Source organism: Celeribacter persicus (assembly GCF_003050785.1).
In the GTDB taxonomy this organism is placed as follows: Bacteria; Pseudomonadota; Alphaproteobacteria; order Rhodobacterales; family Rhodobacteraceae; genus Celeribacter; species Celeribacter persicus.
Window position 1 is genome coordinate 120,809 of the sequence record NZ_QAOH01000009.1, and the last position, 23,789, is coordinate 144,597.

At 60.0% G+C, this 23,789-nt stretch carries 21 protein-coding genes; 8 read left to right on the forward strand and 13 right to left on the reverse strand.

The genetic code is table 11. The features are described from left to right. Window positions 1-161 precede the first annotated feature (161 nt). Genes dnaE through C8N42_RS13040 form a run of 3 tightly spaced genes read left to right on the forward strand, consistent with a single transcriptional unit; the run spans window position 162 to window position 5,265 of the window. The gene (gene dnaE / locus C8N42_RS13030) at window positions 162-3,680 is read left to right on the forward strand and encodes a DNA polymerase III subunit alpha (RefSeq protein WP_107817008.1); all 3,519 of its coding nucleotides are present in this window, start codon (window positions 162-164) and stop codon (window positions 3,678-3,680) included. Further along, on the forward strand, window positions 3,680-4,741 hold the full coding sequence (locus C8N42_RS13035) for a hypothetical protein (protein ID WP_107817009.1): 1,062 nt from the start codon (window positions 3,680-3,682) through the stop codon (window positions 4,739-4,741). Before dnaE ends, C8N42_RS13035 begins: the two co-directional genes overlap by 1 nt. After that, window positions 4,738-5,265 carry a hypothetical protein gene (locus tag C8N42_RS13040; RefSeq protein ID WP_107817010.1) on the forward strand — a complete coding sequence of 176 codons (528 nt, stop codon included), beginning with the start codon at window positions 4,738-4,740 and terminating at the stop codon, window positions 5,263-5,265. The genes C8N42_RS13035 and C8N42_RS13040 overlap by 4 nt, the downstream gene beginning before the upstream one ends. A 3-nt stretch (window positions 5,266-5,268) precedes the next feature. On the opposite strand, the gene C8N42_RS13045 is transcribed toward C8N42_RS13040, so the two are convergent. Next, window positions 5,269-5,481, reverse strand: coding sequence for a SlyX family protein (locus tag C8N42_RS13045; RefSeq protein WP_107817011.1), 213 nt, complete (start codon window positions 5,479-5,481; stop codon window positions 5,269-5,271). A gap of 145 nt (window positions 5,482-5,626) precedes the next feature. Between C8N42_RS13045 and hisS the strand changes: the two genes are divergently transcribed. Genes hisS through hisG form a run of 3 tightly spaced genes read left to right on the forward strand, consistent with a single transcriptional unit; the run spans window position 5,627 to window position 8,906 of the window. Then, window positions 5,627-7,111 (forward strand): histidine--tRNA ligase, encoded by a 1,485-nt coding sequence (gene hisS, locus C8N42_RS13050; RefSeq protein ID WP_107817012.1) that lies wholly within the window; start codon window positions 5,627-5,629, stop codon window positions 7,109-7,111. Further along, complete coding sequence (locus C8N42_RS13055; RefSeq protein WP_107817013.1) at window positions 7,111-8,208, forward strand: ATP phosphoribosyltransferase regulatory subunit; 1,098 nt, start codon at window positions 7,111-7,113, stop codon at window positions 8,206-8,208. Before hisS ends, C8N42_RS13055 begins: the two co-directional genes overlap by 1 nt. After that, window positions 8,208-8,906 (forward strand): ATP phosphoribosyltransferase, encoded by a 699-nt coding sequence (gene hisG / locus C8N42_RS13060; protein WP_107817014.1) that lies wholly within the window; start codon window positions 8,208-8,210, stop codon window positions 8,904-8,906. The genes C8N42_RS13055 and hisG overlap by 1 nt, the downstream gene beginning before the upstream one ends. Before the next feature lie 49 nt (window positions 8,907-8,955). Here the strand turns inward: hisG and C8N42_RS13065 are convergent, their stop codons facing one another. Beyond that, window positions 8,956-9,375: a DUF1489 family protein gene (locus tag C8N42_RS13065; protein ID WP_107817015.1), complete on the reverse strand. Its 420-nt coding sequence runs from the start codon at window positions 9,373-9,375 to the stop codon at window positions 8,956-8,958. A 124-nt stretch (window positions 9,376-9,499) separates the two neighbouring features. On the opposite strand from C8N42_RS13065, the gene C8N42_RS13070 reads away from it, so the two are divergent. Next, the gene (locus C8N42_RS13070) at window positions 9,500-11,767 is read left to right on the forward strand and encodes an adenosylcobalamin-dependent ribonucleoside-diphosphate reductase (protein WP_107817016.1); all 2,268 of its coding nucleotides are present in this window, start codon (window positions 9,500-9,502) and stop codon (window positions 11,765-11,767) included. Between the two features lie 275 nt (window positions 11,768-12,042). Here the strand turns inward: C8N42_RS13070 and C8N42_RS13075 are convergent, their stop codons facing one another. The 4 genes from C8N42_RS13075 to C8N42_RS13090 all read right to left on the reverse strand — a co-directional run bounded on the left by C8N42_RS13075 (window position 12,043) and on the right by C8N42_RS13090 (window position 15,780). Next, window positions 12,043-13,422 (reverse strand): phosphomannomutase, encoded by a 1,380-nt coding sequence (locus tag C8N42_RS13075; RefSeq protein WP_107817017.1) that lies wholly within the window; start codon window positions 13,420-13,422, stop codon window positions 12,043-12,045. A gap of 6 nt (window positions 13,423-13,428) precedes the next feature. Beyond that, entirely contained in the window at window positions 13,429-13,674 is a 246-nt protein-coding gene (locus C8N42_RS13080; RefSeq protein ID WP_107817018.1) for a cupin domain-containing protein, read from the reverse strand. A 46-nt stretch (window positions 13,675-13,720) separates the two neighbouring features. Then, the gene (locus C8N42_RS13085; protein ID WP_107817019.1) at window positions 13,721-14,593 is read right to left on the reverse strand and encodes a glycosyltransferase; all 873 of its coding nucleotides are present in this window, start codon (window positions 14,591-14,593) and stop codon (window positions 13,721-13,723) included. Between the two features lie 380 nt (window positions 14,594-14,973). Then, window positions 14,974-15,780 (reverse strand): IclR family transcriptional regulator, encoded by an 807-nt coding sequence (locus C8N42_RS13090; RefSeq protein ID WP_107817020.1) that lies wholly within the window; start codon window positions 15,778-15,780, stop codon window positions 14,974-14,976. Window positions 15,781-15,969: 189 nt separating this feature from the next. Here C8N42_RS13090 and C8N42_RS13095 point away from each other — a divergent pair, with 189 nt between their 5' ends. Further along, window positions 15,970-17,274, forward strand: a complete 1,305-nt coding sequence (locus C8N42_RS13095) for an NAD(P)/FAD-dependent oxidoreductase (RefSeq protein WP_107817021.1) — start codon at window positions 15,970-15,972, stop codon at window positions 17,272-17,274. 1 nt (window position 17,275) lies between these two features. Here the strand turns inward: C8N42_RS13095 and C8N42_RS13100 are convergent, their stop codons facing one another. The 7 genes from C8N42_RS13100 to C8N42_RS22085 form a co-directional block, all read right to left on the reverse strand. Continuing rightward, window positions 17,276-18,199, reverse strand: a complete 924-nt coding sequence (locus C8N42_RS13100) for a peptidoglycan DD-metalloendopeptidase family protein (protein ID WP_107817022.1) — start codon at window positions 18,197-18,199, stop codon at window positions 17,276-17,278. A gap of 70 nt (window positions 18,200-18,269) precedes the next feature. After that, window positions 18,270-19,784, reverse strand: a complete 1,515-nt coding sequence (gene scpC / locus C8N42_RS13105) for a succinyl-CoA:acetate CoA-transferase ScpC (protein ID WP_107817036.1) — start codon at window positions 19,782-19,784, stop codon at window positions 18,270-18,272. Window positions 19,785-20,105: 321 nt separating this feature from the next. Continuing rightward, window positions 20,106-20,294: a hypothetical protein gene (locus tag C8N42_RS13110; RefSeq protein WP_107817023.1), complete on the reverse strand. Its 189-nt coding sequence runs from the start codon at window positions 20,292-20,294 to the stop codon at window positions 20,106-20,108. 94 nt (window positions 20,295-20,388) lie between these two features. Then, on the reverse strand, window positions 20,389-21,600 hold the full coding sequence (locus C8N42_RS13115; RefSeq protein ID WP_107817024.1) for a TCR/Tet family MFS transporter: 1,212 nt from the start codon (window positions 21,598-21,600) through the stop codon (window positions 20,389-20,391). Between the two features lie 53 nt (window positions 21,601-21,653). Continuing rightward, window positions 21,654-22,424 carry an alpha/beta fold hydrolase gene (locus tag C8N42_RS13120; protein ID WP_245890118.1) on the reverse strand — a complete coding sequence of 257 codons (771 nt, stop codon included), beginning with the start codon at window positions 22,422-22,424 and terminating at the stop codon, window positions 21,654-21,656. After that, the gene (gene pcaD, locus C8N42_RS13125) at window positions 22,381-23,274 is read right to left on the reverse strand and encodes a 3-oxoadipate enol-lactonase (protein WP_107817025.1); all 894 of its coding nucleotides are present in this window, start codon (window positions 23,272-23,274) and stop codon (window positions 22,381-22,383) included. Before pcaD ends, C8N42_RS13120 begins: the two co-directional genes overlap by 44 nt. After that, window positions 23,271-23,399, reverse strand: a complete 129-nt coding sequence (locus tag C8N42_RS22085) for a hypothetical protein (RefSeq protein ID WP_281261416.1) — start codon at window positions 23,397-23,399, stop codon at window positions 23,271-23,273. Before C8N42_RS22085 ends, pcaD begins: the two co-directional genes overlap by 4 nt. Window positions 23,400-23,789 lie beyond the last annotated feature (390 nt).

The following is a 23,789-nucleotide window of genomic DNA, read 5'->3' on the forward strand; positions in this document are numbered from 1 at the left end:
GAAAGAAAACCGGGATGGACCGTGTTTGGCAAGGGATTCGGGACGAAAACCTGCTCAGGCTTTGCCCTTTTGATCAAAAAATGAGCTGTGTCACGAAGCTGTGGAAAAGCGGCGTTTTGCCCTTGGCGAGGCGCGCGCGCTTGCGTTAGCTTGCCGGACACATGACCAATCCGACTTTCATCCATCTCCGGGTTCATACCGAATACTCGCTCCTCGAAGGGGCCATGCGGCTCAAAAAACTGAGCGGTATGGTGGCGGATATGGGTATGCCTGCCGTGGCGGTGACGGACACCAATAACCTGTTCTGCGCGCTTGAGTTCTCCGAATATGCGAAGGGCGCGGGCATTCAGCCGATCCTCGGTTGTCAGGTCAGCGTGGGGTATCACGAGCCGGAGCCGGGAGAGCGACAAAAGCCCCCCGCACCGGTGGTTTTTCTGGCGCAGAGCGAGGCAGGGTATGAAAACCTGATGAAGCTCAACTCCTGCCTCTACGTCGACAAGCACGACGGCGTACCTCAGGTCACGATGGCGGAGTTGGAGCAATATTCCACCGGGCTGATTTGCCTGACGGGCGGGTCGGACGGGCCGGTCGGGCGGATGATCCGCGACAACCATGAGCCGCAGGCGCGCGCGCTTCTTGAGAGGTTCAAGGCGATCTATCCGAACCGGCTTTACGTCGAGTTGCAGCGTCACCCGGGCGAGGATGGCAGCCACACAGAGGCCGAGCGGCTGACCGAGCGGCCATTCATAGAATGGGCTTACGATCTGGGGCTGCCTCTGGTTGCGACCAATGATGTCTATTTTCCGAAAGAGGATATGTACGAGGCGCATGATGCGCTGATTTGTATCGCCGAAGGGGCCTATGTCGATCAGGTCGACCCGCGCAGGCGTTTGACGCCCCAGCATTATTTCAAATCCCCGGCCGAGATGACGGCGCTTTTCGCCGATCTGCCGGAGGCGGTGGAAAACACCGTGGAAATTGCGAAACGCTGCGCCTTCAAGGCCTATAAGCGCGATCCGATCCTGCCGAAATTCGCCGATGACGAGGTGGAGGAGCTGCGCAAACAGGCCTGGGAAGGTTTGGACAAACGCCTCGCCGTGATCCAGCCCGCCGGGACGCGGGAGGAATACGAGGAGCGGTTGAAATTCGAGCTGGGCATCATCGAGCAGATGGGCTTTCCGGGTTACTTCCTGATCGTGGCCGACTTCATCAAATGGTCCAAGGAACATGGCATTCCGGTCGGTCCGGGGCGGGGCTCGGGCGCTGGTTCGCTCGTTGCCTATGTGCTGACCATTACGGACCTCGATCCGCTGCGCTACAGCTTGCTGTTCGAACGCTTCCTGAACCCGGAACGTGTGTCGATGCCCGACTTCGACATCGACTTCTGCATGGACCGCCGAGAAGAGACGATCCGCTACGTGCAGGAGAAATACGGTCGCGACAAGGTGGGGCAGATCATCACCTTCGGTGCGCTTCTCTCCAAGGCGGCGGTGCGTGACATCGGGCGGGTCTTGCAGATGCCTTACGGGCAGGTGGACCGGTTGTCGAAACTGATCCCCGTCGAAGGGGTCAAACCGGTGTCGATCAAGCAGGCGCTTGAGGACGAGCCGAAGCTGCGAGAAGAGGCCCGCAATGAGGAGGTCGTGGACCGGCTTCTGACCTATGGCCAGCAGGTCGAGGGGCTTTTGCGAAACGCCTCCACCCACGCCGCCGGTGTGGTGATCGGCGACCGGCCTCTGGACCAACTTGTGCCACTCTATCAGGATCCGCGCTCCGACATGCCGGCGACCCAGTTCAATATGAAATGGGTGGAACAGGCCGGTCTGGTAAAGTTCGACTTTCTGGGGCTCAAGACGCTGACGGTGATCCAGTCGGCTATGGACCTGATTTTCAAATCCGGTCGGCCCCTGCATATCGCTGCCGATGGCACGAAACTCTACGATCCGCCAGCGGGTGGGGAGAACGAAATCAACCTCATCCCGCTCGATGATGAGAAGACTTACAAGCTCTACTCGGACGCCAAGACGGTCGCGGTGTTCCAGGTGGAAAGCTCGGGCATGATGCAGGCGCTCAGACAGATGAAGCCGACCTGTATCGAGGACATCGTGGCGCTTGTGGCGCTCTATCGTCCGGGACCGATGGAAAACATCCCGACCTATTGCGATGTGAAACACGGGCGCAAGGAATTACAGTCGGTCCACCCGACGATCGACCACATCCTTGCCGAGACACAGGGCATCATCGTCTATCAGGAACAGGTGATGCAGATCGCGCAGGTCATGGCGGGCTATTCGCTTGGCGGCGCTGACTTGCTTCGTCGTGCGATGGGGAAAAAGATCAAGGAGGCGATGGACGCCGAACGTCCGAAATTTGAAGCAGGCGCCGCCAAGAACGGCGTCGATGCCAAGAAGGCCTCCGAGGTGTTCGATCTTCTGGAGAAATTCGCCAACTACGGGTTCAACAAATCCCACGCGGCGGCTTACGGCGTTGTCTCCTATCAGACCGGGTGGCTCAAGGCGAACCATCCGGTGGAGTTTATGGCGGGTGTCATGAACTGCGATATCCACCTCACGGACAAGCTGTCGATCTTCTGCGAAGAGGTGCGGCGGGGATTGGATATCGAGATCATTCCGCCTTGCGTGAACCGGTCTCTGGCGACCTTCGACGTGGTGGATCAGAAACTGGTCTATGCGCTGGCCGCGTTGAAAAACGTCGGCGTCGAGGCAATGCAACTCATCGTCAAGGCGCGGGAAGAAGGCGGCAAGCCTTTCGTGACGCTGTTTGATTTCGCGCGCCGGGTCGATCTCAAGAAGGTCGGGAAGCGACCGCTTGAGATGCTGGCGCGTGCGGGCGCTTTCGATCAGCTCGACAGCAACCGCCGCCGTGTCTTCGACAGTCTCGATGCGCTGGTGCAATATTCCGCGGCGATCCATGAGCAGAAAGCCTCCAGTCAGGTGTCGCTTTTCGGGGATGCGGGCGAGGACCTTCCCGAGCCGCGCCTCTCGCCGGTGGGCGACTGGGTCGCCTCTGAGCGGCTGATGGAAGAGCAGAAGGCCATCGGCTTCTACCTCTCCGGCCACCCGCTCGATGATTATTCAGCGGCGCTCAAACGCAAAAAGATCGGTACGCTTGCCGAGGTGCAGGAAAGAGCTGAGGCCGAGGGCGGTGTGATTATGAAAGTGGGTGTGCTGGTGTCCGGCTTCCGACCGATGAAATCGGGTAAGGGCACGCGCTATTTCCGGATGAACATTTCCGACCCGACGGGACAGCTTTCCGGTATCGCCATGTTCCCGAAAAAGGGGGAATACGAACCGGCTTACGAGATTTTCGAGAAACACGACAAGCTGGTGATGTCGCTCGAAGGGCGGTTCAACGACGGGCAGTTCGACCCGATGATCCGTTCCGTCGCGCCGATGGAAACGGTGGTTGCCGATGCGGGCGGGGCGGGGCTCAAGATCTATTGCGAGGATGCGCAGGCGATCGTCATGGTCAACGATCTGTTGACCCGCGTGACGCAGGAGGCACGCCAGCCTGCCAGAGGGGCGATCAGTTTCTGTCTGATGCCCCCGGACACACAGAACGAAGTTGAGATCGACGTGCCGCAGCCCTTCGTGATCACGCCGGAGGTCAAGGGGGCGATCAAGTCCTTCGACGGGGTGGTCATGGTCGAGGATATGTGATGCGTGGGGCGCTCCTGTGCTCCGTGGCGCTGTTGTCGGCTTGTCAGATGACCGTGCCGGGGGTGGTGAGCGATCCGCCGGTTTCACAGGATGATGTGCCCGCCTCGGAGGTGCCCGCGGACCAGCTCGCTCAGGCCTTCGCGGAGGCCGCAGTCCTTGCAAAGGCCGGGAAAAACGTTGAGGATAAAGGCTTGTTTGCCTTCCTGATCCCAGCCTCGAAGCCTGAACCTTCGCCACTGGCAGGCAGCGACATCGAGGTGGTTGAAACCTCGGAGGCAGAGAGCGGGGTGGCTTTGTTGGTCAGTAAAAATGCCCCGGCAGCCGCAAACGGGATCACGGCGCAAACGACAAAGGTCAAAACCGCCGGATTGGGTGGGGTCTTCGGATTTCTGAAGCCGAAAGACCGCGAGGCTCAAGAGGTGGAGCTCGCCGCCGTGCCACTTGAAGGCGAAGGTTTCACAGCCCGTCCGGAGACACATGGGGTAGAAAGTGAAGTTTCTCCTGAAGTCGAGGCGGAAACCCCTGTTGCACCGCACAAACCGTTATTCGGCTTTCTCAAACCGCAAGCGGCGGAGGGACCTGTCCCGACGGTCAAGCCGGGAGAGGTGCTGCCCTTTGGAGAGGTCGGGGTCGCCTGTGAGGTCAAGTCCATGGGCCGCAAGGTCGATCAGTTCCCGCGCGAAGGTCGACCGATCTGGCAGCTTTACGACAGCGATCCAGAAAGCACTGCGCCGCGCAGCCAGTTCATCACCGGGTTTTCCGACGGCTGTGTCCGGCAGGTGACGGCGGCGCTGGTGATGTTCGGCGAGGCGGCTTTGCATGAGGTGCTGCGCTACTCGGGGGACACCGACCGAGACTGGACCAAAGCCGACAAGACCTATGAGACGATCAAGCGCCAGACCTGTGGTGTCGGGCGCGGAGAGCGTTGCCCGGAGGGTAAGATCGGCGCGCTGGAACGGCAGGTGGCGTTTGTGTCGGTCTATCCCGAATACGGTGCGGAGGAGGACTGGCTTGAGCTTTTGCTGCACGACGGGACGCTGGTAAGCGAGGAAATGCGGTGAAAAATTTGCTCTTGGGTGTGTTGATTCTCGTCGGGCTGACGTTGGCATGGATGCCCTTTGCGCAAATGAAGCGCACGGCGACAGCAGAGCTTGGAGGGGGCATCGAGGTTTCGATGCGCCTGCGTCCGATGGTCTCAATGCAGAGTGACTGGCATCGTACGCTCATTTTGCGGTCGCCCTCTGGCAGGCTCAAGACACAGCTTTTTGAAGACACCGGGTGGTGGCGCGGATCGAACCTCTATTTCCATGAAACGGGCGTCTATGTGCTGCATGAAGGGCAGGGGGGATGCGTGCCCTTCACGCTGTTGCCTCCAGAACTCGTCCTGGCGCCAGAGATATCTTGCGCCAAGGCGGAGATTGAACCGGGCAAAGGCGCGGCGATGGGGCAGGTGGGGGTGCTGTCGCGATATTATCGCGGCATGCGCTATCTGGGGCAGTTCACCGAGACGCGTCGTGACAGTGTCGCGATCCGTTTCATTGAGGCCGCCCAAGCGCCGGAGCCGGAATTGCCCGATCTTTTGTGACTTTTAGTAGTGCGGAGGGCGTTGGTCGGCCAGCGGCACGGAGCCTTCGGTCTCGGACTGGCGCAGCGCTTCGGCCTCCATCAGCATTCCCAAACGCCGTTCGGCCATTTCCAGCACGCGCTCCTGTTGCGCGACCACGTCGGACAGCTCCTCGACGGTTTTGGTGAGATAGGCGACCTGTTCTTCGAGCGCGATGATGCGGGTTTCGTCTGACATGTCTTTCCTCCGTCTCAGTGGGTCACTGATACATTCGATTATAGGCGATTTTGCCCCGGATTTCACCCCGTCCGGGTGTGGCTTGCCTTGCCCCGAGCAGTCCCTTGCGATATGCCGCCCGCGACAGTGAGCAAAAGGACCGGCCATGGCCAAGCCCAAGAAAACCCCGCGCCCCAAGGCAGTGACGCCCAAGGGCTTTCGTGATTACTTCGGCACCGAGGTGAGCGAGCGCAAACATATGCTCGATCAGATCGCCGAAGTCTATCATCTTTACGGGTTCGAGGCGCTTGAAACCTCTGCGGTGGAAACCGTTGAGGCGCTGGGTAAATTCCTGCCGGATGTAGACCGCCCGAACGAAGGGGTGTTCGCCTGGCAGGAGGACGACTCGGATTGGGTTGCTTTGCGTTACGATATGACCGCGCCTTTGGCCCGTGTCGCCGCGCAGTATCGCCAAGACCTGCCGTCTCCCTATCGTCGCTTTGCAATGGGGCCGGTGTGGCGCAATGAAAAACCCGGACCGGGGCGCTTTCGCCAGTTTTATCAGTGCGACGCCGACACCGTGGGGGCTCCGTCGGTGGCCGCCGATGCGGAGATTTGCGCGATGCTCTCGGATACGCTCGAAGCCGTCGGCATTTCGCGTGGCGATTACATCATCCGGGTGAACAACCGCAAAGTGCTGGACGGGGTGCTGGAGGCCGCGGGCCTGCCGGATACCGAAGAATTTACGCATGTGCGCGGCATCGTTTTGCGCACCATCGACAAGCATGACAAGTTCGGGGACGAAGGTGTCATGGCGCTTCTGACCGAAGGCCGCAAGGATGAGAGTGGTGATTTCACCAAGGGTGCGGGGCTTGCGACGGCGCAGGTCGAACTGATCCTCGGTTTCGTCAATGGCCGTCAGGACAGCAATGCGACAACGCTGGACCGTCTGGGCGAGTTGGTCGGCGAGGCCACGACCGGGCAAGAGGGCGTGGCGGAACTTCGTGAGATCGCGGAGCTGCTCGAAGGCCAAGGCTACGGTCCCGACCGCATCGTCATCGACCCCGCCGTGGTGCGGGGCTTGGGCTATTACACCGGACCTGTCTATGAGGCCGAGCTGACCTTCGAGGTCACTGACGAGAAAGGCCGCGTGCGTGAGTTCGGTTCTGTCGCGGGCGGCGGGCGTTACGACGATCTGGTCAAACGCTTCACCGGCCAATCCGTGCCGGCGACCGGCATGTCCATCGGGGTCGACCGTCTTCTGGCCGCTCTGCGCGCCACGGGTCGGATCGGGTCCAAGGCCCAAGGCCCTGTCGTTGTGACCGTGATGGATCGCGACCGAATGGGTGATTATATGGAGATGGTGACGGAGCTGCGTCAGGCGGGTATTCGCGCGGAGGTCTATCTTGGCAATCCCAAGAATTTCGGCAACCAGCTCAAATATGCCGACAAGCGCGAAAGTCCGGTGGCGATCATTCAGGGCGGCGATGAGGCGGAGCGCGGTGTGGTGCAGATCAAGGATCTGATTCTTGGCACGAAACTGGCGGAAAACGCCTCCGTCGAGGAATGGAAAGATCGTCCGAACCAATACGAAGTGCCGCGTGACCAGATGGTCGCGAAAGTGCGCGAGATTATCGAGAGCTATAGCTGATGCCCCGTTCCGATATTCCGAAAGCGGCAGTCAAGGCGGAGGCTGCCCGGCTCAAGGCCTTTTTCGAGGCAAGCGGTGCGCAACCGGTGGAGATGGATATTCTCCTTCCTGCCGAGGTGCTTCTCGATCTCTATGGCGAGGATATCCGTGCCCGCGCTTATGTGACCCATGATCCCGAGCGCGGCGAAATGATGCTGCGCCCGGATTTCACTGTTCCGGTGGTGCAGGAACACATGACGAACGGGGCGGAACCTGCGCGTTACACCTATGCGGGTGAAGTGTTCCGCAAACAGGAAGACATGCCGAGCCGGGCCAATGAGTATTTTCAGGTCGGCTACGAGGTGTTCGACGGTTCCGATCCGGCGGCAGCGGATGCGGAAGTCTTTGCCCGTTTTGCCGAGGTGCTGGCAGGGTCCGGTCTGCATGCCGCGACCGGCGACATCGGCATTCTCAAGGCGGCGGTGGCGGGGCTTAAAACCACCGAACGCCGCCGCGCCGCTTTGCTGCGCCACATCTGGCGTCCGCGCCGGTTCCGTGCGCTGATGACGCGGTTCTCGGAGGCGGGTACGGCGCTGCGCCACCAGAACCTCGACCGCGTTCGTGCCAATCTCAGGGACGCGGAAGCCCCCTTCATCGGCTTGCGCACCCAGACGGAGATCGACGCACGGGTCAAGGCGTTGGAAGAGGATGCGAGCGAACCGCCGATTTCCGCCGGTGAAATCGAATTGCTCGATGACATCCTGTCGCTCAAGGAAACCCTGCCGCATGTGCTCTCGCAACTGCGCGACATTGCGGTGGATCTGCCCGCGATCTCCGAGGCCGTCAGCCTGCTCGGTCGTCGCAGCGATGCGCTGGCGGCGCGCGGTGTCGATGTGGAGCATCTGGATTTCGAGGCCTCCTACGGGCGCACCTCGATGGAATATTACGATGGGTTCGTGTTCGGATTTTACGCCGAAGGCCGCCCGGACCTGCCGCCTGTCGCCACCGGTGGGCGCTATGACGCCCTGACCGCTGTGCTCGGACAGGGTCGCTCCATTCCGGCTGTGGGCGGGGTGATCCGCCCGAATGTGCTTTTGTCCCTGAAAGGAGGCGCATGATGGTCGTCAAACTTGGCGTGCCCTCTAAGGGCCGGTTGATGGACAAGACATTCGAGTGGTTTGCCGAACGCGGCGTAACGTTGTCGCGCGCTGGGACCGAACGGGAGTATTCCGGCGCGGTTGAGGGCATCGCGGGCGTTGAGCTTGTTCTGCTCTCCGCCTCGGAGATCCCGCGTGAACTCGCCGCCGGGCGCATTCATCTTGGCGTCACCGGTTCCGATTTGGTGCGCGACAAGCTCGCCGCTTGGGACAGCAAGGTGTCGGAACTTGCGTCCATGGGGTTCGGTCATGCCGATCTGATCATCGCCGTGCCGAAATGCTGGGTCGATGTGGATACGCTGGACGATCTGGATGCCGCAGCGTCGGCGTTCCGCGCACGGCACGGGTTCCGGCTGCGCATCGCGACGAAATACCACCATCTTGTGCGCGAATTTCTCAAGGCGAACGGTGTCGCCGATTACCAGCTTGTCGACAGCCAGGGGGCGACGGAGGGCACGGTGAAGAACCTCACCGCCGAGGCCATTGCCGACATCACCTCCACGGGGGAGACGCTGCGCGCGAACCACCTCAAAATCCTCAACTGCGATCCGGTGCATCGCTCTCAGGCGACCCTGTTCAAATCGCGCATGGCGCATTGGACCGATGAGACCCGCGCGACGCTCTCGGAACTGACTGAGACGATGGGGCTGGGAGACTGAACTGCGGGACAGGGGCGTGCTCCCCTGTTTCCTTTGCTGCCCAAAATACTCAAATCACCCCGATTTCGGCCAGAGCCTGCGCCAGTTCCGGCGGCAGGTCGGGTTCGTTCGCACGTCCTTGCGGCAGATCGGCGGGGGCATCTTCGGGTTGGAGGTAGCGCCAGCCCTGAAACGGTCTGCGCAGCGCGTTTTGCGTGCGGATCAGGGGAGCGGAGAGCTGGATGCGACAGCGGCGCACGCCGTCTTCGCCGATAACCTCTTCCAGCGCCACGATTTTCTGACGGGCCTGAATGGAGCCCTTGATCACCCAGTAGAGCGAGCCCCCTCGTAGGAGCTTCTCCTCCTGTTTGGGCCACATGCGCGTCGTATGCCCGCGCACTCCTTTGGGAGCGGCGTCGACATAGGCCTCCAACTCTTCAAAAGAGTCGACGCCCACGCATAATTTTACTAGGTTTATGTAATCAGCCATTGGATCGCCCTAACTGTGGTAGGAAATCATAGTTCGTATGTGCGATTCTTCAAGTTGCCCTTCCGAGAACATCGGGTTAAACGACCGCCCTCATCGCCGCCAATCAAGAACGGAAAAGACCGCCATGACTCGCTTTGCCGCACCCATCGCCGAACAGATTTGGGATATGAAATACCGCCTGAAAGAGGCCGACGGGAAGGCGCTGGATCAATCTGTGGAGGATAGCTGGCGGCGTGTGGCGCGGTCTCTGGCCTCTGTCGAAAAGGATCAGGAGGCGTGGGAGGAAAAATTCTACCACGCGTTGGAGGATTTCAAATTTCTGCCGGCGGGCCGCATTCTTGCTGGCGCTGGCACGGGCCGCGCCGTGACACTGTTCAACTGTTTCGTCATGGGGACGATCCCGGACAGCATGGCGGGGATTTTCGACATGCTGAAAGAGGCCGCGCTCACCATGCAGCAGGGCGGCGGCATCGGCTATGATTTCTCCACCATCCGGCCCAAGGGTGCGGATGTGAAGGGCGTGGCGGCGGATGCCTCCGGGCCCCTGTCGTTCATGGATGTCTGGGACGCCATGTGCCGCACGATCATGTCCGCGGGATCGCGCCGCGGTGCGATGATGGCGACCATGCGCTGCGATCACCCGGATATTCATCAGTTCATCGAAGCAAAACAGGACAGCGCGCGGCTGCGGATGTTCAACCTGTCCGTGCTTGTGACCGACGATTTCATGGAAGCGGTGAAGGCGGACGGGCCGTGGGAACTCAAGTTCGACGGAAAGGTCTATCACACCGTCGAGGCCCGCGATCTGTGGAACAAGATCATGCGCGCGACCTATGATTATGCCGAGCCGGGCGTGATCTTCATCGACCGCATCAACAAGATGAACAATCTCTCCTATTGCGAGACGATTGCGGCCACCAACCCCTGTGGCGAGCAGCCGCTGCCGCCCTATGGCGCCTGTCTTTTGGGCTCGATCAACCTTGCGCGGCTGGTGAAAGACCCGTTCGGGCCGGGCGCGGAAATGGACGAGAAGGCTCTGTCCGATCTCGTCGCGACTGCCGTGCGGATGATGGACAACGTCGTGGACGCCTCCCGCTTCCCGTTGGAGCAGCAGGCACAGGAAGCCCAGGCGAAACGCCGCATCGGGTTGGGCGTCACCGGTCTGGCGGATGCGCTTTTGATGATCGGTCAGCGTTACGGTTCTGAGGAGGCCGCAGCGACCTGTGAAAAATGGCTCAAGATGATCGCGCGGGCGTCTTATCTGGCCTCCGCGGGTCTGGCGAAAGAAAAGGGCGCTTTCCCGCTTTTTGATGCGGACAAATACCTCGCCTCCGGCTCGCTGACCCACATGGATCAGGACGTCAAGGACGCTATCGCCAAACATGGCATCCGCAACGCGCTTCTGACCTCCATTGCACCGACCGGCACGATCAGCCTTTATGCGGGCAACGTGTCGTCGGGGATCGAGCCGGTGTTCGCCTATGCCTACACCCGCAAGGTGTTGCAGAAGGACGGATCGCGCACCGAAGAGGAAGTCGTGGATTACGCGGTGAAACTCTTCCGCGACAAGTTCGGTGCGGATGTCGAACTGCCCGACTATTTCGTCAACGCGCAAACGCTTGCGCCTCTGGATCATGTGCGGATGCAGGCGGCGGCGCAGAAATGGGTCGACAGCTCGATCTCCAAGACGATCAATTGCCCGGAAGACATCGCCTTCGAGGATTTCAAGGAAGTCTACATGGAGGCTTATGAGACCGGCTGTAAGGGATGTACCACCTACCGTCCGAACGACGTGACCGGCTCTGTTCTGTCCGTGTCCGAGACCTCGGAGAAAGCTCCGGAGCAGGAGATCGGCGCCGAGGTTGTCTATCTTTCCGAGCCGCTCGACCGTCCGCAGCAGCTCGAAGGCAACACCTACAAGGTCAAATGGCCCGACAGCGAGCACGCGCTTTATATCACCATCAACGACATCGTCGTGGCCGGGCATCGCCGCCCGTTCGAGATTTTCATCAACTCGAAGAACATGGAGCATTTCGCCTGGACCGTGGCGCTGACGCGGATGATATCGGCGGTGTTCCGTCGCGGTGGCGATGTGTCCTTCGTGGTCGAGGAACTCAAGGCCGTGTTCGATCCGCGCGGTGGTGCGTGGATGAAGGGCAAATACATCCCCTCCATCCTTGCGGCCATCGGCGGAGTGATCGAAACCCACTTGGTCGAGATTGGCTTCATCGCAGGTGAAGGCATGGGGCTGAAAACCGATCCGAAATCCGAAGTGGTGGCCATCGGGGAAAAACCGCGCGGCAAAGCCTGCCCGTCCTGTGGCTCTTATGACATGCGGATGGTCGAAGGCTGCATGACCTGCGCCTCTTGCGGCCATTCGAAATGCGGCTGAAACAGAAGCTGACTCCGACTAGCAAGTGGGAGCTGTTTCGCGCAACTGATGGTTGCCGGGAGAAGTTATAAGTTCGAATGTGGTATAAGAATTTGAAATAAATGAAAATGCCGGCCCGGAAGGGCCGGCATTTTCGTTTGCCGGGTTTGGTCACTGGCCAACAGTTCTGGATACCGATGTCGGGTCAGCATCGTCCTGCGTCAAGTTACACAGAAACGGAAGGTTGTGTCTTTTGCGACGCGATACGTGTTCAAAGGTGGCAGGCCCGTTTTCTTTTACAGCACTTCGTATGCGACGCGTTGATAGGCGCTTTTGATCAGGGTGGTGGCTTTGTCATCGCTTTTGGCCTGGGCGTAGATGCGAAACTCCGGAGCATTGCCGGAAGGGCGCAGATGGAGCACATCACCACTGTCGAAATCAACGCGCAGCCCGTCCGTCAGGTCCGTGGTTGCAATGGTACCGAAGGGGGCAAAGAAGGCTGTTCGGGTGGTTTTGTCTGTAATCAGGCCGTCAAGGAAAACCTTGGCCTTGTCGCGGTCGATCTCCTGCACGCGATCTGCGGCGGTGAAGCAAGGCGGGAGGTCTGCAACCAGTTCTGCAAGGGACTTTCCGACCTGTTTGGCCGCCACGAGCGGAGCGAGGATCGGCAACATGCAATCGCGTGTGGGCAAGGGGGCGAGAGGGCCGGAAAGCTGCGCCTCGAAGCCCAGAAGGAATCCGCCGTTCGCTTCGAACCCAACAACCTCCGGGTGCGTCGCCTGCACCATGCCCGCTATGACAAAGGGAGAACCGATCCGGGTCAGGATCACCTCATCGAACTCCGGCAGACGGCGCACCATGTCGTTGGACGATACGGGCGTTACGACAGATTTCGCACCCAGCAACCGCGCGGTCAGAACCCCGAGAATGTCGCCGGGAATGACTTTGCCGGTTTCATCGGTGAGCATCGGGCGATCCGCATCCCCATCGGTGGAGGCAATGGCATCGAGGCCGTTCTCCCGACACCAGGACCGCAGCTCGTCGCGTGTTTCGGGATCGACGGCTTCGGTGTCAACGGGGATGAAGGTGTCGGAATGGGCCAGCGGGACAATCCCAGCGCCCAATCCCTTGAGGATTGCCTCCATTGTGTCACGCGCGACCGATGAATGGCGATAAATGCCGATTTTCATCCCGGCAAGAGCCCCGGCGCCAAAGGCACCGATATAACGGTCAATGTAAGGCGTTTCGGCGTCCTGTTCGCATAACGTGCCTTCCGCCTGCCCTGTGTAGCGCCCGCGCGACACATAGGCTGTGTTGATGGCGGCCTCATCTTCTTTCGAGATTTCGCCCTCGGGCAGATAGAATTTCAGCCCGTTGCGGTCCGCCGGGATATGGCTCCCCGTGACCATGATCGCCGGGGCTTTCGCCGTCATGGACGACAGAGCGAGGGCCGGGGTGCCAAGTGTCCCGCAATCGACGACATCGACTCCTGCCACCTGTGCCGTCTCACAGATAACCTTGGCGATCCGGGGCGACGATGGACGCAGATCGCGCCCGACATAAAGCGTTTCGGGCCGCACGGTGCTCAAAAATGCGTGGACGTAATTCGCGACCAGTTCATCGGTCAGTTCCGTCACGAGACCGCGCAAACCGCTGGTGCCGAATTTGGGAGACATGCTGCCTTATCCTTTCGCGCTCTGATCGCGGGCACAGACATCATCATAGCGCGTGATGTCGTCTTTACTCACATAGAAGCCGGTCCGGATCTCGATCAAGACCATAGGCATTTTGCCGGGCTTTTCCAGACGATGCAACGCACCGGGCGGGATGTAAACCGGCTGGTTGTCGGCGACCGGTCTCACCTCGGTATCGACGGTGGTTGTGGCAATCCGAACCGATGAGAATGTCGGTGTCACACATTCCAGCATACCGTTTGAGACGTCTCACAAACAGAAGTGCCGAAGGCGGTGCGTTCTAGGTGGGGAATGACTTCTGCTTTGCGTCCTTGCCGATCACGAAATTCCGCAGTGGTGACCCGTAAAGCCAGACAATCCAGCTTTGCGGCAAGATCCGCATGATAAAGCGCAGGACCGGAAAAACCGCTTGCGGCGAAAATAGCCTGCCGTTGGCGCGCAGCGCGCGGAAATACCAACTCATTTCCACCCATTCGCGTCGTGCGTCCTGGCGGCGCTTGAAGAAATTCTTGCCTGTGCGCCACTTGAACAACGTCTCGGGATGGTTCGATATGCTGTGCCCCGCCCCGGTCAGGGTGACGAGGAAGGCCAAGTCTTCGCAAAGATAGGCGTCGGGATAACGCATCTTCGGATCCCGCAGGATTGTACGGCGGATGCAAAATGTCGGGTGCAGCACCGGGGTGATACGGCTCAGGCGGTGACGCGTTTCCTCTGGAGTGACCGGAAATTTCCGGGGGGCAAGTTCCTTGCCGTCATCGTCGATGTCGATCGCCTGACACCCGCAAAGCCCAAGGTCCGGCTCCGCACGCATGAGTTCGATCTGACGCTCGAACCGCGACGGCAGTGAAATATCGTCCCCATCCATGCGGAAGACGAATTCCTCGTCTTCGAGAAGGTCGATAAGCCGATTGAGCGATCGTGCAAGTCCGAGGTTGGTTTCATTGTGCAGGACCTTATGGAAACGCGTTGCGTTTTGCTCCAGCCAGACTTCATGGCTTTCGGGCAGCGGGCCATCCACACACAGATAGACCCGGATCGTAGCCTCAAGAGTTTGATTTTCAAGCGAGCTGAGTGCCAGTTCGAAAGCATCGAGAGGATCGGCGCGGTAGAGGGTCATGATTACCGCGACGGGTTGAGCAATATTCTGCGTCATGATCAGTCCCCTTTCGTGTTATGGCCCTGCAAACGACAAGTAGGGGCTCATGGACATTTGAACCCATTCTGAGCCGCCTGTAATGGCATGGGTGTCGAACTTCGCGACATCTTTTCGTGCGACTGCATCATGACCAAGAGCAACCCGCGCCATGTCGACAGGCATCGAATTTACGACTAACACAAGTGCGCGCGGCATGCACCGTTCCCTCGTTTATCGGCTCTTGCCCCAAGGGAGTGACACGATTCTGCACCGCAGCGCAACATGCGAAAGCCTTGATGGATGCGGCTGATACAATTTGATGTCGGTCAGATCAGGACCGCTGCGATGCCGCATCGAACCGAAACTCGCCTTTTCCACAGTTTTACGGGCAGCCGCGCTTACTGGGCTTTGTACGGGATATGTCCGGTGACGGGATTGACGGCGCGACCGATCTCTTCCGCCGCCTCCTGCATGACCGACAGGATCCACTTTTCCCGCGCGGCGTCGATGCGTTCGAGAACGGCGGAGAGACCGATGGCGGCGATGGTCTTGCCGGTTTCCGAGCGCACCGGAACCGCAAGGCCGAAGACATCCTGAAATATCTCGCCAGGGTCGCGGGCATAGCCATCGCGCTGGACCTGACCAATGGCGGTGCGCAGTGCCAACTCATCGAGGAAATAAGGACCGATCAGGACTTGCCGGTTGGCTTCGATCACATGGGTCGCCTCATTGTCGTCGAGCGCCGCCAGAAGACACAGGCTACTGGACCCCAGGCCCAGGGGTGCGGTCGCGCCGACATTGGAATAGATCGTGCGGGCGGTGAATGTGCCTTCGGCGCGGGCCGCACACATCGCCAGCGTGTCCTGTGCAATCACCAGTGCGGTGGAGCAGCCGGTCGCCTGCGCCACCCGGCGCAGCGGGCGTTGCGCAACTTTGTGCAAGGGATCGGCCTCGAACGCGGCAGCGGCAAAGAACAGCGCGCCACGCCCGATCCGGTAGCGTTTCGCCTCATTTTCGACCAGCCCGTGTTTTTCGAGCGCCTGCAACTGCCGGTACAGCGTCGCTTGCGTGAGACCCGTGTGCTTGGACAGCTCTCGTGCGGTGAGGCCGGTGCTTTGCGATGTCGCGATGATCCGCATGAGACCAATGGCGCGATCAAGGGCCTGTGTGCCAGAAGCCTGTGTTCGCGAGGCGGTTTTGCTCATTTGTCGGGCTCCTTGATGACGGATCAGTGAGAGTAAATTGTATTTATTAGGATAAAATCATCATAATATGAGAAATAATATAATTATTATCATTATATGAATTAAAATTCTTATCTTACGTCAGTTTTCTCTTAGGGTGACGGAAAATCACTTCCCGGCATAGATCGGGCCGACTGTCAGAGGCTGCACATGCGCATCACCATGGATCCCGTCGCTGGAAATGAATATTTGCCCGCGCGCAGCGACGTTGTCGTGATCGGCGGCGGGATCATCGGCGTCAGCACGGCGCTGTTTCTCGCCGAGCGCGGCGTCTCTGTCACGCTTTGCGAAAAGGGTATCATCGGGGCGGAGCAATCAGGCCGCAACTGGGGCTGGTGTCGGACCATGGGGCGCGATGCGGCGGAGATCCCGCTAACCGTCGAAAGCCTCAAGCTCTGGCGGCAGATGAATGAGATCACCGGGCTGGAAACCGGGTTTCGCGAACGTGGTACGCTTTATCTGCTTGATGGGGAAAAGGCGCTTGCGTCCTATGAGGGTTGGATGGGGTCCGCACGCGCGCATGCGCTTTCGGCGCGGTTCATCGAGGGCTCCGAGATCGCCGTTCTCCTTCCGGGCCTTACAAAGCCTTGGAAACGTGCGCTCTACACGCCCACGGATGGCACGGCCGAACCGTTCAAGGCTGTGCCCGCCATGGCTCGCGCTGCGCAGAAGAAAGGCGCGGTGATCCTGCAACACTGTGCCGTGCGCGGGGTCGAGACCCAGGCAGGGGCGATTTCCGCCGTTGTGACAGAGCGGGGTACGATCCGCTGCGGGTCCGTGGTTTTGGCAGGTGGCGCGTGGTCGCGTCTCTTCGCCGGCAATCTCGGGCTGAATTTCCCGACCCTGCCGGTGATCAACACGGTGATGCGCACATCGCCCGACGAGAGCCTGCCCGATCTTGCCGTGGGCGGACCGGATTTCGCATTTCGTCGCCGTCTCGACGGGGGCTATTCGGTGGCGATCCGCAATGACAACCTCGCGCCCCTGACCCTCGACAGTTTCCGGCTGTTCTTTGATTTCCTGCCGACCGCTTTGAAGTCGATGCATGAATATCGTCTGGGTCTGACGTCCTATTTCTTCGAGGACTGGAAGCGTGCGCGCCATTGGAAAAACGATGAGGTCACGCCCTTCGAACTGATGCGCACGCTCGATCCGAAACCCGTCAAGCGTGATTTGAAAAACGCCTGGGCCAACACGATCAAAGCTTATCCGGCCTTTGGAAAGCTCAAGATGACGCAAAGCTGGGCGGGGCTGATCGACGCTACGCCCGATGCGGTGCCGGTGATTTCCGAAGTGCCGAAATTGCCGAATTTCTACATCGCCTCGGGCTTTTCCGGCCATGGCTTCGGTACGGGACCGGGGGCGGGGCATCTGATGGCGGATATCGTGACGGGCGCGACACCCATTGTCGATCCTTCGCCATTTCGTCTCACCCGCTTCCGCCGCGCGGCGTAGCTCAGAGTCGGAAAGCCCGCGTGGGCAGGCGGAGGATCAGGTTCGGGTCGGGGGAAATCTGCGACCAGACCGGCCAGAGGCTATCATGCCCGACGCCGTAGAAATTACCGCCAGTTTGCGAGAGTAGGCTGGTGATCACCTGAAAATGCAGATGCGGTGCCCAGCCGCCGTTTTCATGCCAGTCCCCCAGAGGGGCGATGCGTTGTCCGGCGGTGATTTCCATGCCCTCCATGACGACGGGTTGCCCGAGATGGCCGTAGAGCGTCCAGAAGGGTGTCCCTTCAGGCGTTTCATGTTCGAGGATGAGCGTGTGGCCGTAATCGAGCGGATCGGCATTATACGCGGCACGATGTACCCGGCCGGGAAGTGGCGCATGGATTGCCGTGCCCGCCGGGGCGAAAATGTCGATACCGAGATGGCGCGACCGTGGTTCCGGTCCGGAAGCGTCGCGATACTGATCGGCGAGATAGACCGCACGTTTCTCGCCATAAAGCCCGTAGCCATAGAGCATTTTTCCAGAGGCGAGCGCCGCGAACCAAGCGTCAAACGCCCGGTCGGAAAAGGCGGGCATCCCGGGACGGTCCGAGGGCAGGGCGGTGAGTGCGGTATCAAGCGGGTCAGGCCACATCGCAGGGGCGACCTCTGCGTTGTTTAGGTAGTTCTGAATTGCATCGGCGGCAGGGATAGGCATATGGCCCGCCGCATAGCGAATGACAGCGGTGAGAAATCCGGCATCAAGCCGGTCGAGGCGGTCGGCCAGTGCCTCCCCAGCCTCGCGTCGAAGTCGCTGAAGGAGCGTGTCGGCCTCTGTTTCACTGATCTGGATGCCGTCAAGTGCGCGCAAAAGAGCCTGATGCAAGTCATCCGCATGGGCAAGTTCTGCGGCGAGCGTGCAGGGGAAGTCTGTCATAGGTCTGCGGTTCATGGTGGTACCCTGACCGATTGACCGGGTAGAGGCCAGAGACAAAAAGGCCCTCCGAAGAGGGCCTTTGAGCTTATTTCATCGAACCGGTGTCAATGAACCTCTGGTGCCAGCTCAGCGCCTCGCGCAGATCGTGGGGCGCGTGTCCGCCGAAGGAGCTTTTCTTCGCGCGCTCGTAATAGTCACGCAGCATGTCGCGGTAGGCCGGATGTGCGCATTTCTTGATGATCAGTTCGGCTTTCTGCTTCGGATCGAGACCGCGCAGATCGGCGAGGCCCTGTTCCGTCACGATGACCTGAACGTCCTGATTGATGTGATCCACATGGGAGGCCATGGGCACAATGGCCGAGATCGCGCCGCCTTTGGCGGTCGAAGGTGTCATGAAGATCGAAACAAACGCATTACGCGCAAAGTCGCCCGAGCCGCCGATGCCGTTCTGGATGCGCGAGCCCATCACATGGGTGGAATTGACGTTGCCGTAGATGTCCGCCTCGATCAGCCCGTTCATCGCGATACAGCCCAGACGACGCACAAGCTCGGGGTGGTTTGAGATTTCTTGTGGGCGCAGGATCAGCTTGTCACGGTAGCGATGCGCCTCGGCGTTGAATTTCTCGGCGGCTTCCGGCGAGAGCGAGAAGGCAGTGGCGGACGCCATACGCAGTTTGCCCGCATCCAGCATGTCGAGCATCCCGTCCTGAATCACCTCGGTGAAGGCGGTCATGTTCTCGAACGGGCTGTCGAGCAGACCGGCGAGCACGGCATTGGTCACGTTGCCCACACCCGATTGCAGCGGCAGAAGCTCCTTCGGCATCCGCCCCATTTTCAGTTCATGGGTCAGGAATTCCAGCAGGTGCCCGGCAATGTCCAGCGCGGTCTTGTCCGGCTTGGCAAAGGGCGCGTTGCGGTCCGGCGTGTCGGTTTCTACGATGGCGACGATTTTCGACGGGTCCACCTTGAAATGCGATTGGCCGATGCGGTCGTCCGGTTTGATCAGCGGGATCGCCCGGCGCGCCGGGGGCAGGGCGGTGCCGTAATAGATGTCATGCATCCCGTCGAGATGTTCGCTCTGCCAGGAGTTCAGTTCAAGGATGATCTTGTCGGCGCATTCCAGCCAGGTCTTGTTGTTGCCGATGGAAGACGAGGGGATCAGATCGCCTTCGGGCGTGATGCCGGAAATTTCGACGATGGCGGTGTCGAGCTTGCCGAGAAAACCTTGCCAGGCCATCGGCGCAACCTGCGACAGGTGCATGTCGAAATATTTCATCTCGCCCTTGTTGATCCGCTCGCGGGCAATCGGGTCGGAGTTGTAGGGCAGGCGGAAGTCGATGCCGTCGGCCTTGGCGAGTGCGCCGTCGAGCTCGGGACCGGTAGAGGCGCCGGACCAGATCTTGATGCGGAATTTCTCGCCCTGAGCGTGACGCTCCTCGATCCGTGCCGCCAGTGCCAGAGGCACCGCCTTGGGATAGCCCGACCCGGTAAATCCGCTCATCCCGACGGTCGCGCCATTCTCCACGAGGCTGGCGGCATCTTCGGCAGACATGATCTTGGATTGCAGGAATTGCGGCACAGGGCGGCGGGCGGTGGTCACGACAGTCTCTCCATTGTGGAATGCGGTCACGGGGAGAGCTGAGAGCAATATTATAAGGCCAGCCTCCTCCCCGAGTTGTCCTTATTGCGCGCACTATGCGCGTGGCGCGGGGGGCTTCCAGCCCAATTGATGAGATTTCTGCGGAAGCATACCCGGTATGCATCTGTGCACAGATTTTTGAATCAATATTTGCAATAAGTATTTGGGATGGACAATTTGCAAACAGTTTTTGGCAATAATATGCAAACTGAAAGCTTCGACCTGTGCACATGAAAACGGGCCCGTCGTAAACGGGCCCGAACCAGACGGAACTGTATCGACTCAGGCGCTACGACCGCGGTCGATCCGCAGGAATTGTTTCACGCGCGATGCGGCTTTCGAATCTTTGCGGGCGCGATCCATTTTGTCCCAAATCCGGGCGCGGGAAGCACCGCGATCAAGGGCAAGAAAATGGATGAGGCGATTATTGCCGGGTGCACGATGCGACGTGTCGGTAATATGGCGTGTCATGATTTTCCTCCTTCTTTCCAGATCACAGTATAACATGAAATGCGCGACAGGTCCCGTATCCAGATCAAATTGGTCAAAGATCTGTGACTGGGCGTCAAATGCGCCCGTGCCGTCCCTGCCAGCGATGGAGGATCACGCCGCCGATCAGGACGATCACCAGCGACAGCAGAAATGGCGCTCCGGGCAGGTAGTACACTGTGTCGGGACGGGTGAAGGTGGCGAAAATCTCGGTCATCACCAAGGGACTCACGATGGTGGCGAGGGCGGCGATGGACCCGGTGACGCCCTGCAACTCGCCCTGCTGATCGTCGGGGGTGGCGCTGCTCATCATGGATTGCAGCGCCGGGATGGAGATCGCGGAAATGCCGGAGAGCACGGACATGATCCAGACCAGCGGCACGCTAGCCGTGAGGCCGAAGGTGATGAAGACCAGAGCGTCGAGGAGGATGCCTCCCATCGCCACGCGATAGGCGCCGAAGCGCTTGACCAGTGGCCCGACCAGAACCGCCTGTGCCAGTCCCATAGTCGCGCCAAAGGCGAAAAGCGTGAGCCCGATGGTGGCGGTGTCGAATCCGAACCGTTCCTCTGTGTAAAACGACCAGACCGCCGGGTAGACGAAATAGGCGGTCTCGTAGAGGGCAAAGACAGCGAGCAGACCGGCGAGGCCCTTGAGCCGACCAATGGCGCGAAAGGCACCGAAGGGATTGGCTCGATACCATGAGAAGGCGCGGCGTTTTTCCGGCGCAAGGCTTTCGGGCATGACGATCAGGCCGAAGAGCATGTTGAGACCGGCAACCCCGGCGGCGGCATAGAAGGGAGCGCGCGTGTCCACGGTGGCAAGCATCCCGCCAATCACCGGCCCGAGTGCGAAGCCAATGCCAAGAGCCGCGTGAATATAGCCGAAATTGCGCGCGCGCTCTTCGGGTTTGGAAATATCTGCCATGAATGCGGCGGCCGTGCCAGGCGTGGCTGCCGAAACTCCGGCGATCAGCCGTCCGATGAGCAAGAGCCATATGGTATGCGCCCGCGCCATGATCAGATAGTCAATCATCATCACGAAGAGCGCTGCGATCAGCACAGGTTTGCGCCCGAAGCGATCAGATAGATTGCCGACAAAAGGCCCGAAGAAAAACTGCATCACGGCAAAGCCCGTCGCCAGAACCCCACCCCAAAGCGCGGCGTCGGCGAGTGTCTGGCCGGTTAGTTCCCGGATCAGCGTCGGGAGCACCGGAAAGATCAGCCCGATGCCCATGCCGTCGATCAGCACGGTGGTGACAATGAAAATCAGCGGCAGATTGCGGGGCATGGGGCGTTTCCTGAAAACAACTCCGCCTTTGTGGCCTGTCGGATTGCGGCTGTCTATCTGGTTTGGTGCAAAATCCGGTCTAGCGTGTCGGCCAGCCGCTCGGGCTGGGCGAAATAAGGAGAATGCCCAGAGGACAGGGAATGTACTGTTCCCTCGGGCCAGCCCGCGCACATCTTGCGTTGCTCAACGGGCGGGATCACACGGTCGTTTTCGCAGATCACATAGTGACGGGGCAGGGCGCGCGAGGCCTCGGTCACACGCAGCGGGGTCTCCTGCGGGCGGATCGCCTGCGGGCCGAGATGCGCCCGGACATAGGTTTTCGCCTCATCGGAGCAATCGTGGCAAAGCGCCTCGACACCGGCGTTGGATTTGAAACGAAAGGCCAGCCCGTCGGCGGTCTTTTCGATCAGCCCCAGCACCGGATGGTCCGACGCGGCGCGGCGCATATCGCCGAGGCTCATCCCGTCCTTTGGCACATAGGCGCAGAGATAGATAAGCGATGCGATCCGCTCGGGCGCGGCCTCGGCGGCGGCGGTGATCGCGTAACCTCCGGCGGAATGGCCGACCAGCATCACGGGGCTATTGCCGTGCGCGGCGATGTCGGCAAGGACCGCGTCGCGGTAGCTGTCGAGGGTGATCTCCGCATAAGGAGTCTTGTCCATGCCATGAGACGGCAGGTCGAGGGCGCGTGCGTTGATCCCGCGCCTGTGCAATTCCGCCAGAAGATCGCGCCAACACCATGCGCCGTGGGCGGAGCCATGGATCAAAAGGATCGCAGGATCAGTCATGCTCGCAGCCCCCGGAATGATCATGGTCGTGGTCATGATGGTGATCGTGACGATGGTCGTGCCCGAGGTTCGGAATATGATCATGCGGATTGGGATTGCGCTTTTCATGGGCGATCTCGATCAGGAATTGACCCAGAAGGGCGGCATAATCTTCGGGGGCATCCACGGGCGGCAAATGGCCGGAGCGTCGCATCAGCTCAAACCGTGAACCGGGAATGACGCTCAGGGTCTCGCGCACCAGATCGGGCGGGGTCGAACCGTCATAGCCCCCCGCGATGCCAAGGCACGACAGGCGCAACCCCGAGGTGGGTGTGTAAAAATCCGTTCCGGCAATGGCGGCGGCACAGCCGAGATAACCTTCGAGCGGGGTGTCGAGAATGGACTGGCCCCAGCGTCTGGCGGCTTCCGTCTTGCGAAAACCGGGGGCGAACCAGCGCTCTAATGTGGGCGCGACGATGCTTTGAAGTCCCTTGTCGTGGATTTCGGCGATACGCTTGTCCCAGAGGCTGCGTGCCCCGATCTTGGCCGCGGTATTCGACAGCACCAACGCGCGTACCTGATCGAGCCGCTTGACCGCCAACCCCTGCGCAATCAACCCGCCGATGGAAATGCCGACGAACACCGCGTCCTTCACGCCGAGATGATCGAGCAGCCGCTCGGTATCGCGCACCAACGTGCCCATGGCATAGGGGCCTTTCGGCGCATCCGACAGACCATGGCCGCGCAGGTCGTAACGAATAAGCCGCAGCCCCTCGGGCAGATGTGGCAACACCTCGTCCCAAAGGTGCAGGTTGGTGCCGAGCGCATGGGCAAAGATCACCGGCGCGCCATTGCCCGGTCCGCTCTCTTCCACGTTGAGGGTGATGTCGCCAAGGTCGATTCTCATGCCAATACCTCCAGAAACCGCGCGATCACATTGAGGCTTTCGGGTCCGTTGAGAAAGGGCACATGGCCGCAATCTTTTACCTCTGTGGCGATCATGTCGGGACGGTTGGGCTGGTTTTCCGTCATGCAGTCACGCGTCAGCAGATGGGTGTTTTCGCCACACTGGAGCGCCAGAGATAGACGGTGAGGGTGACGCTTGGCGCCATTATCCTCACGTCGAACATCCCTTGAGACCGAAATGATCGTCAGGTTTGTGACTACAATCTAGGAAGACCATCATTCCCTATGAGTAGAGAAGGCAGAATACTGCTCTTAAGATCAGAAGTCATATAAGTTTATGATTTATCATCATTGTTTATACTTAATCCCTCTCCCTGATGAGGGAAAATAAGCAGCGTGAGCTCTGCGGAGGGGTATAAAAGCATAAAACAGGGGCATTTTCCGGCGGAGTTGGTCCGTCGGGCCTTGCTTCATTGATGTAGAGGAATATGGCTGGGGTGGTAGGAAGCCTTGAGG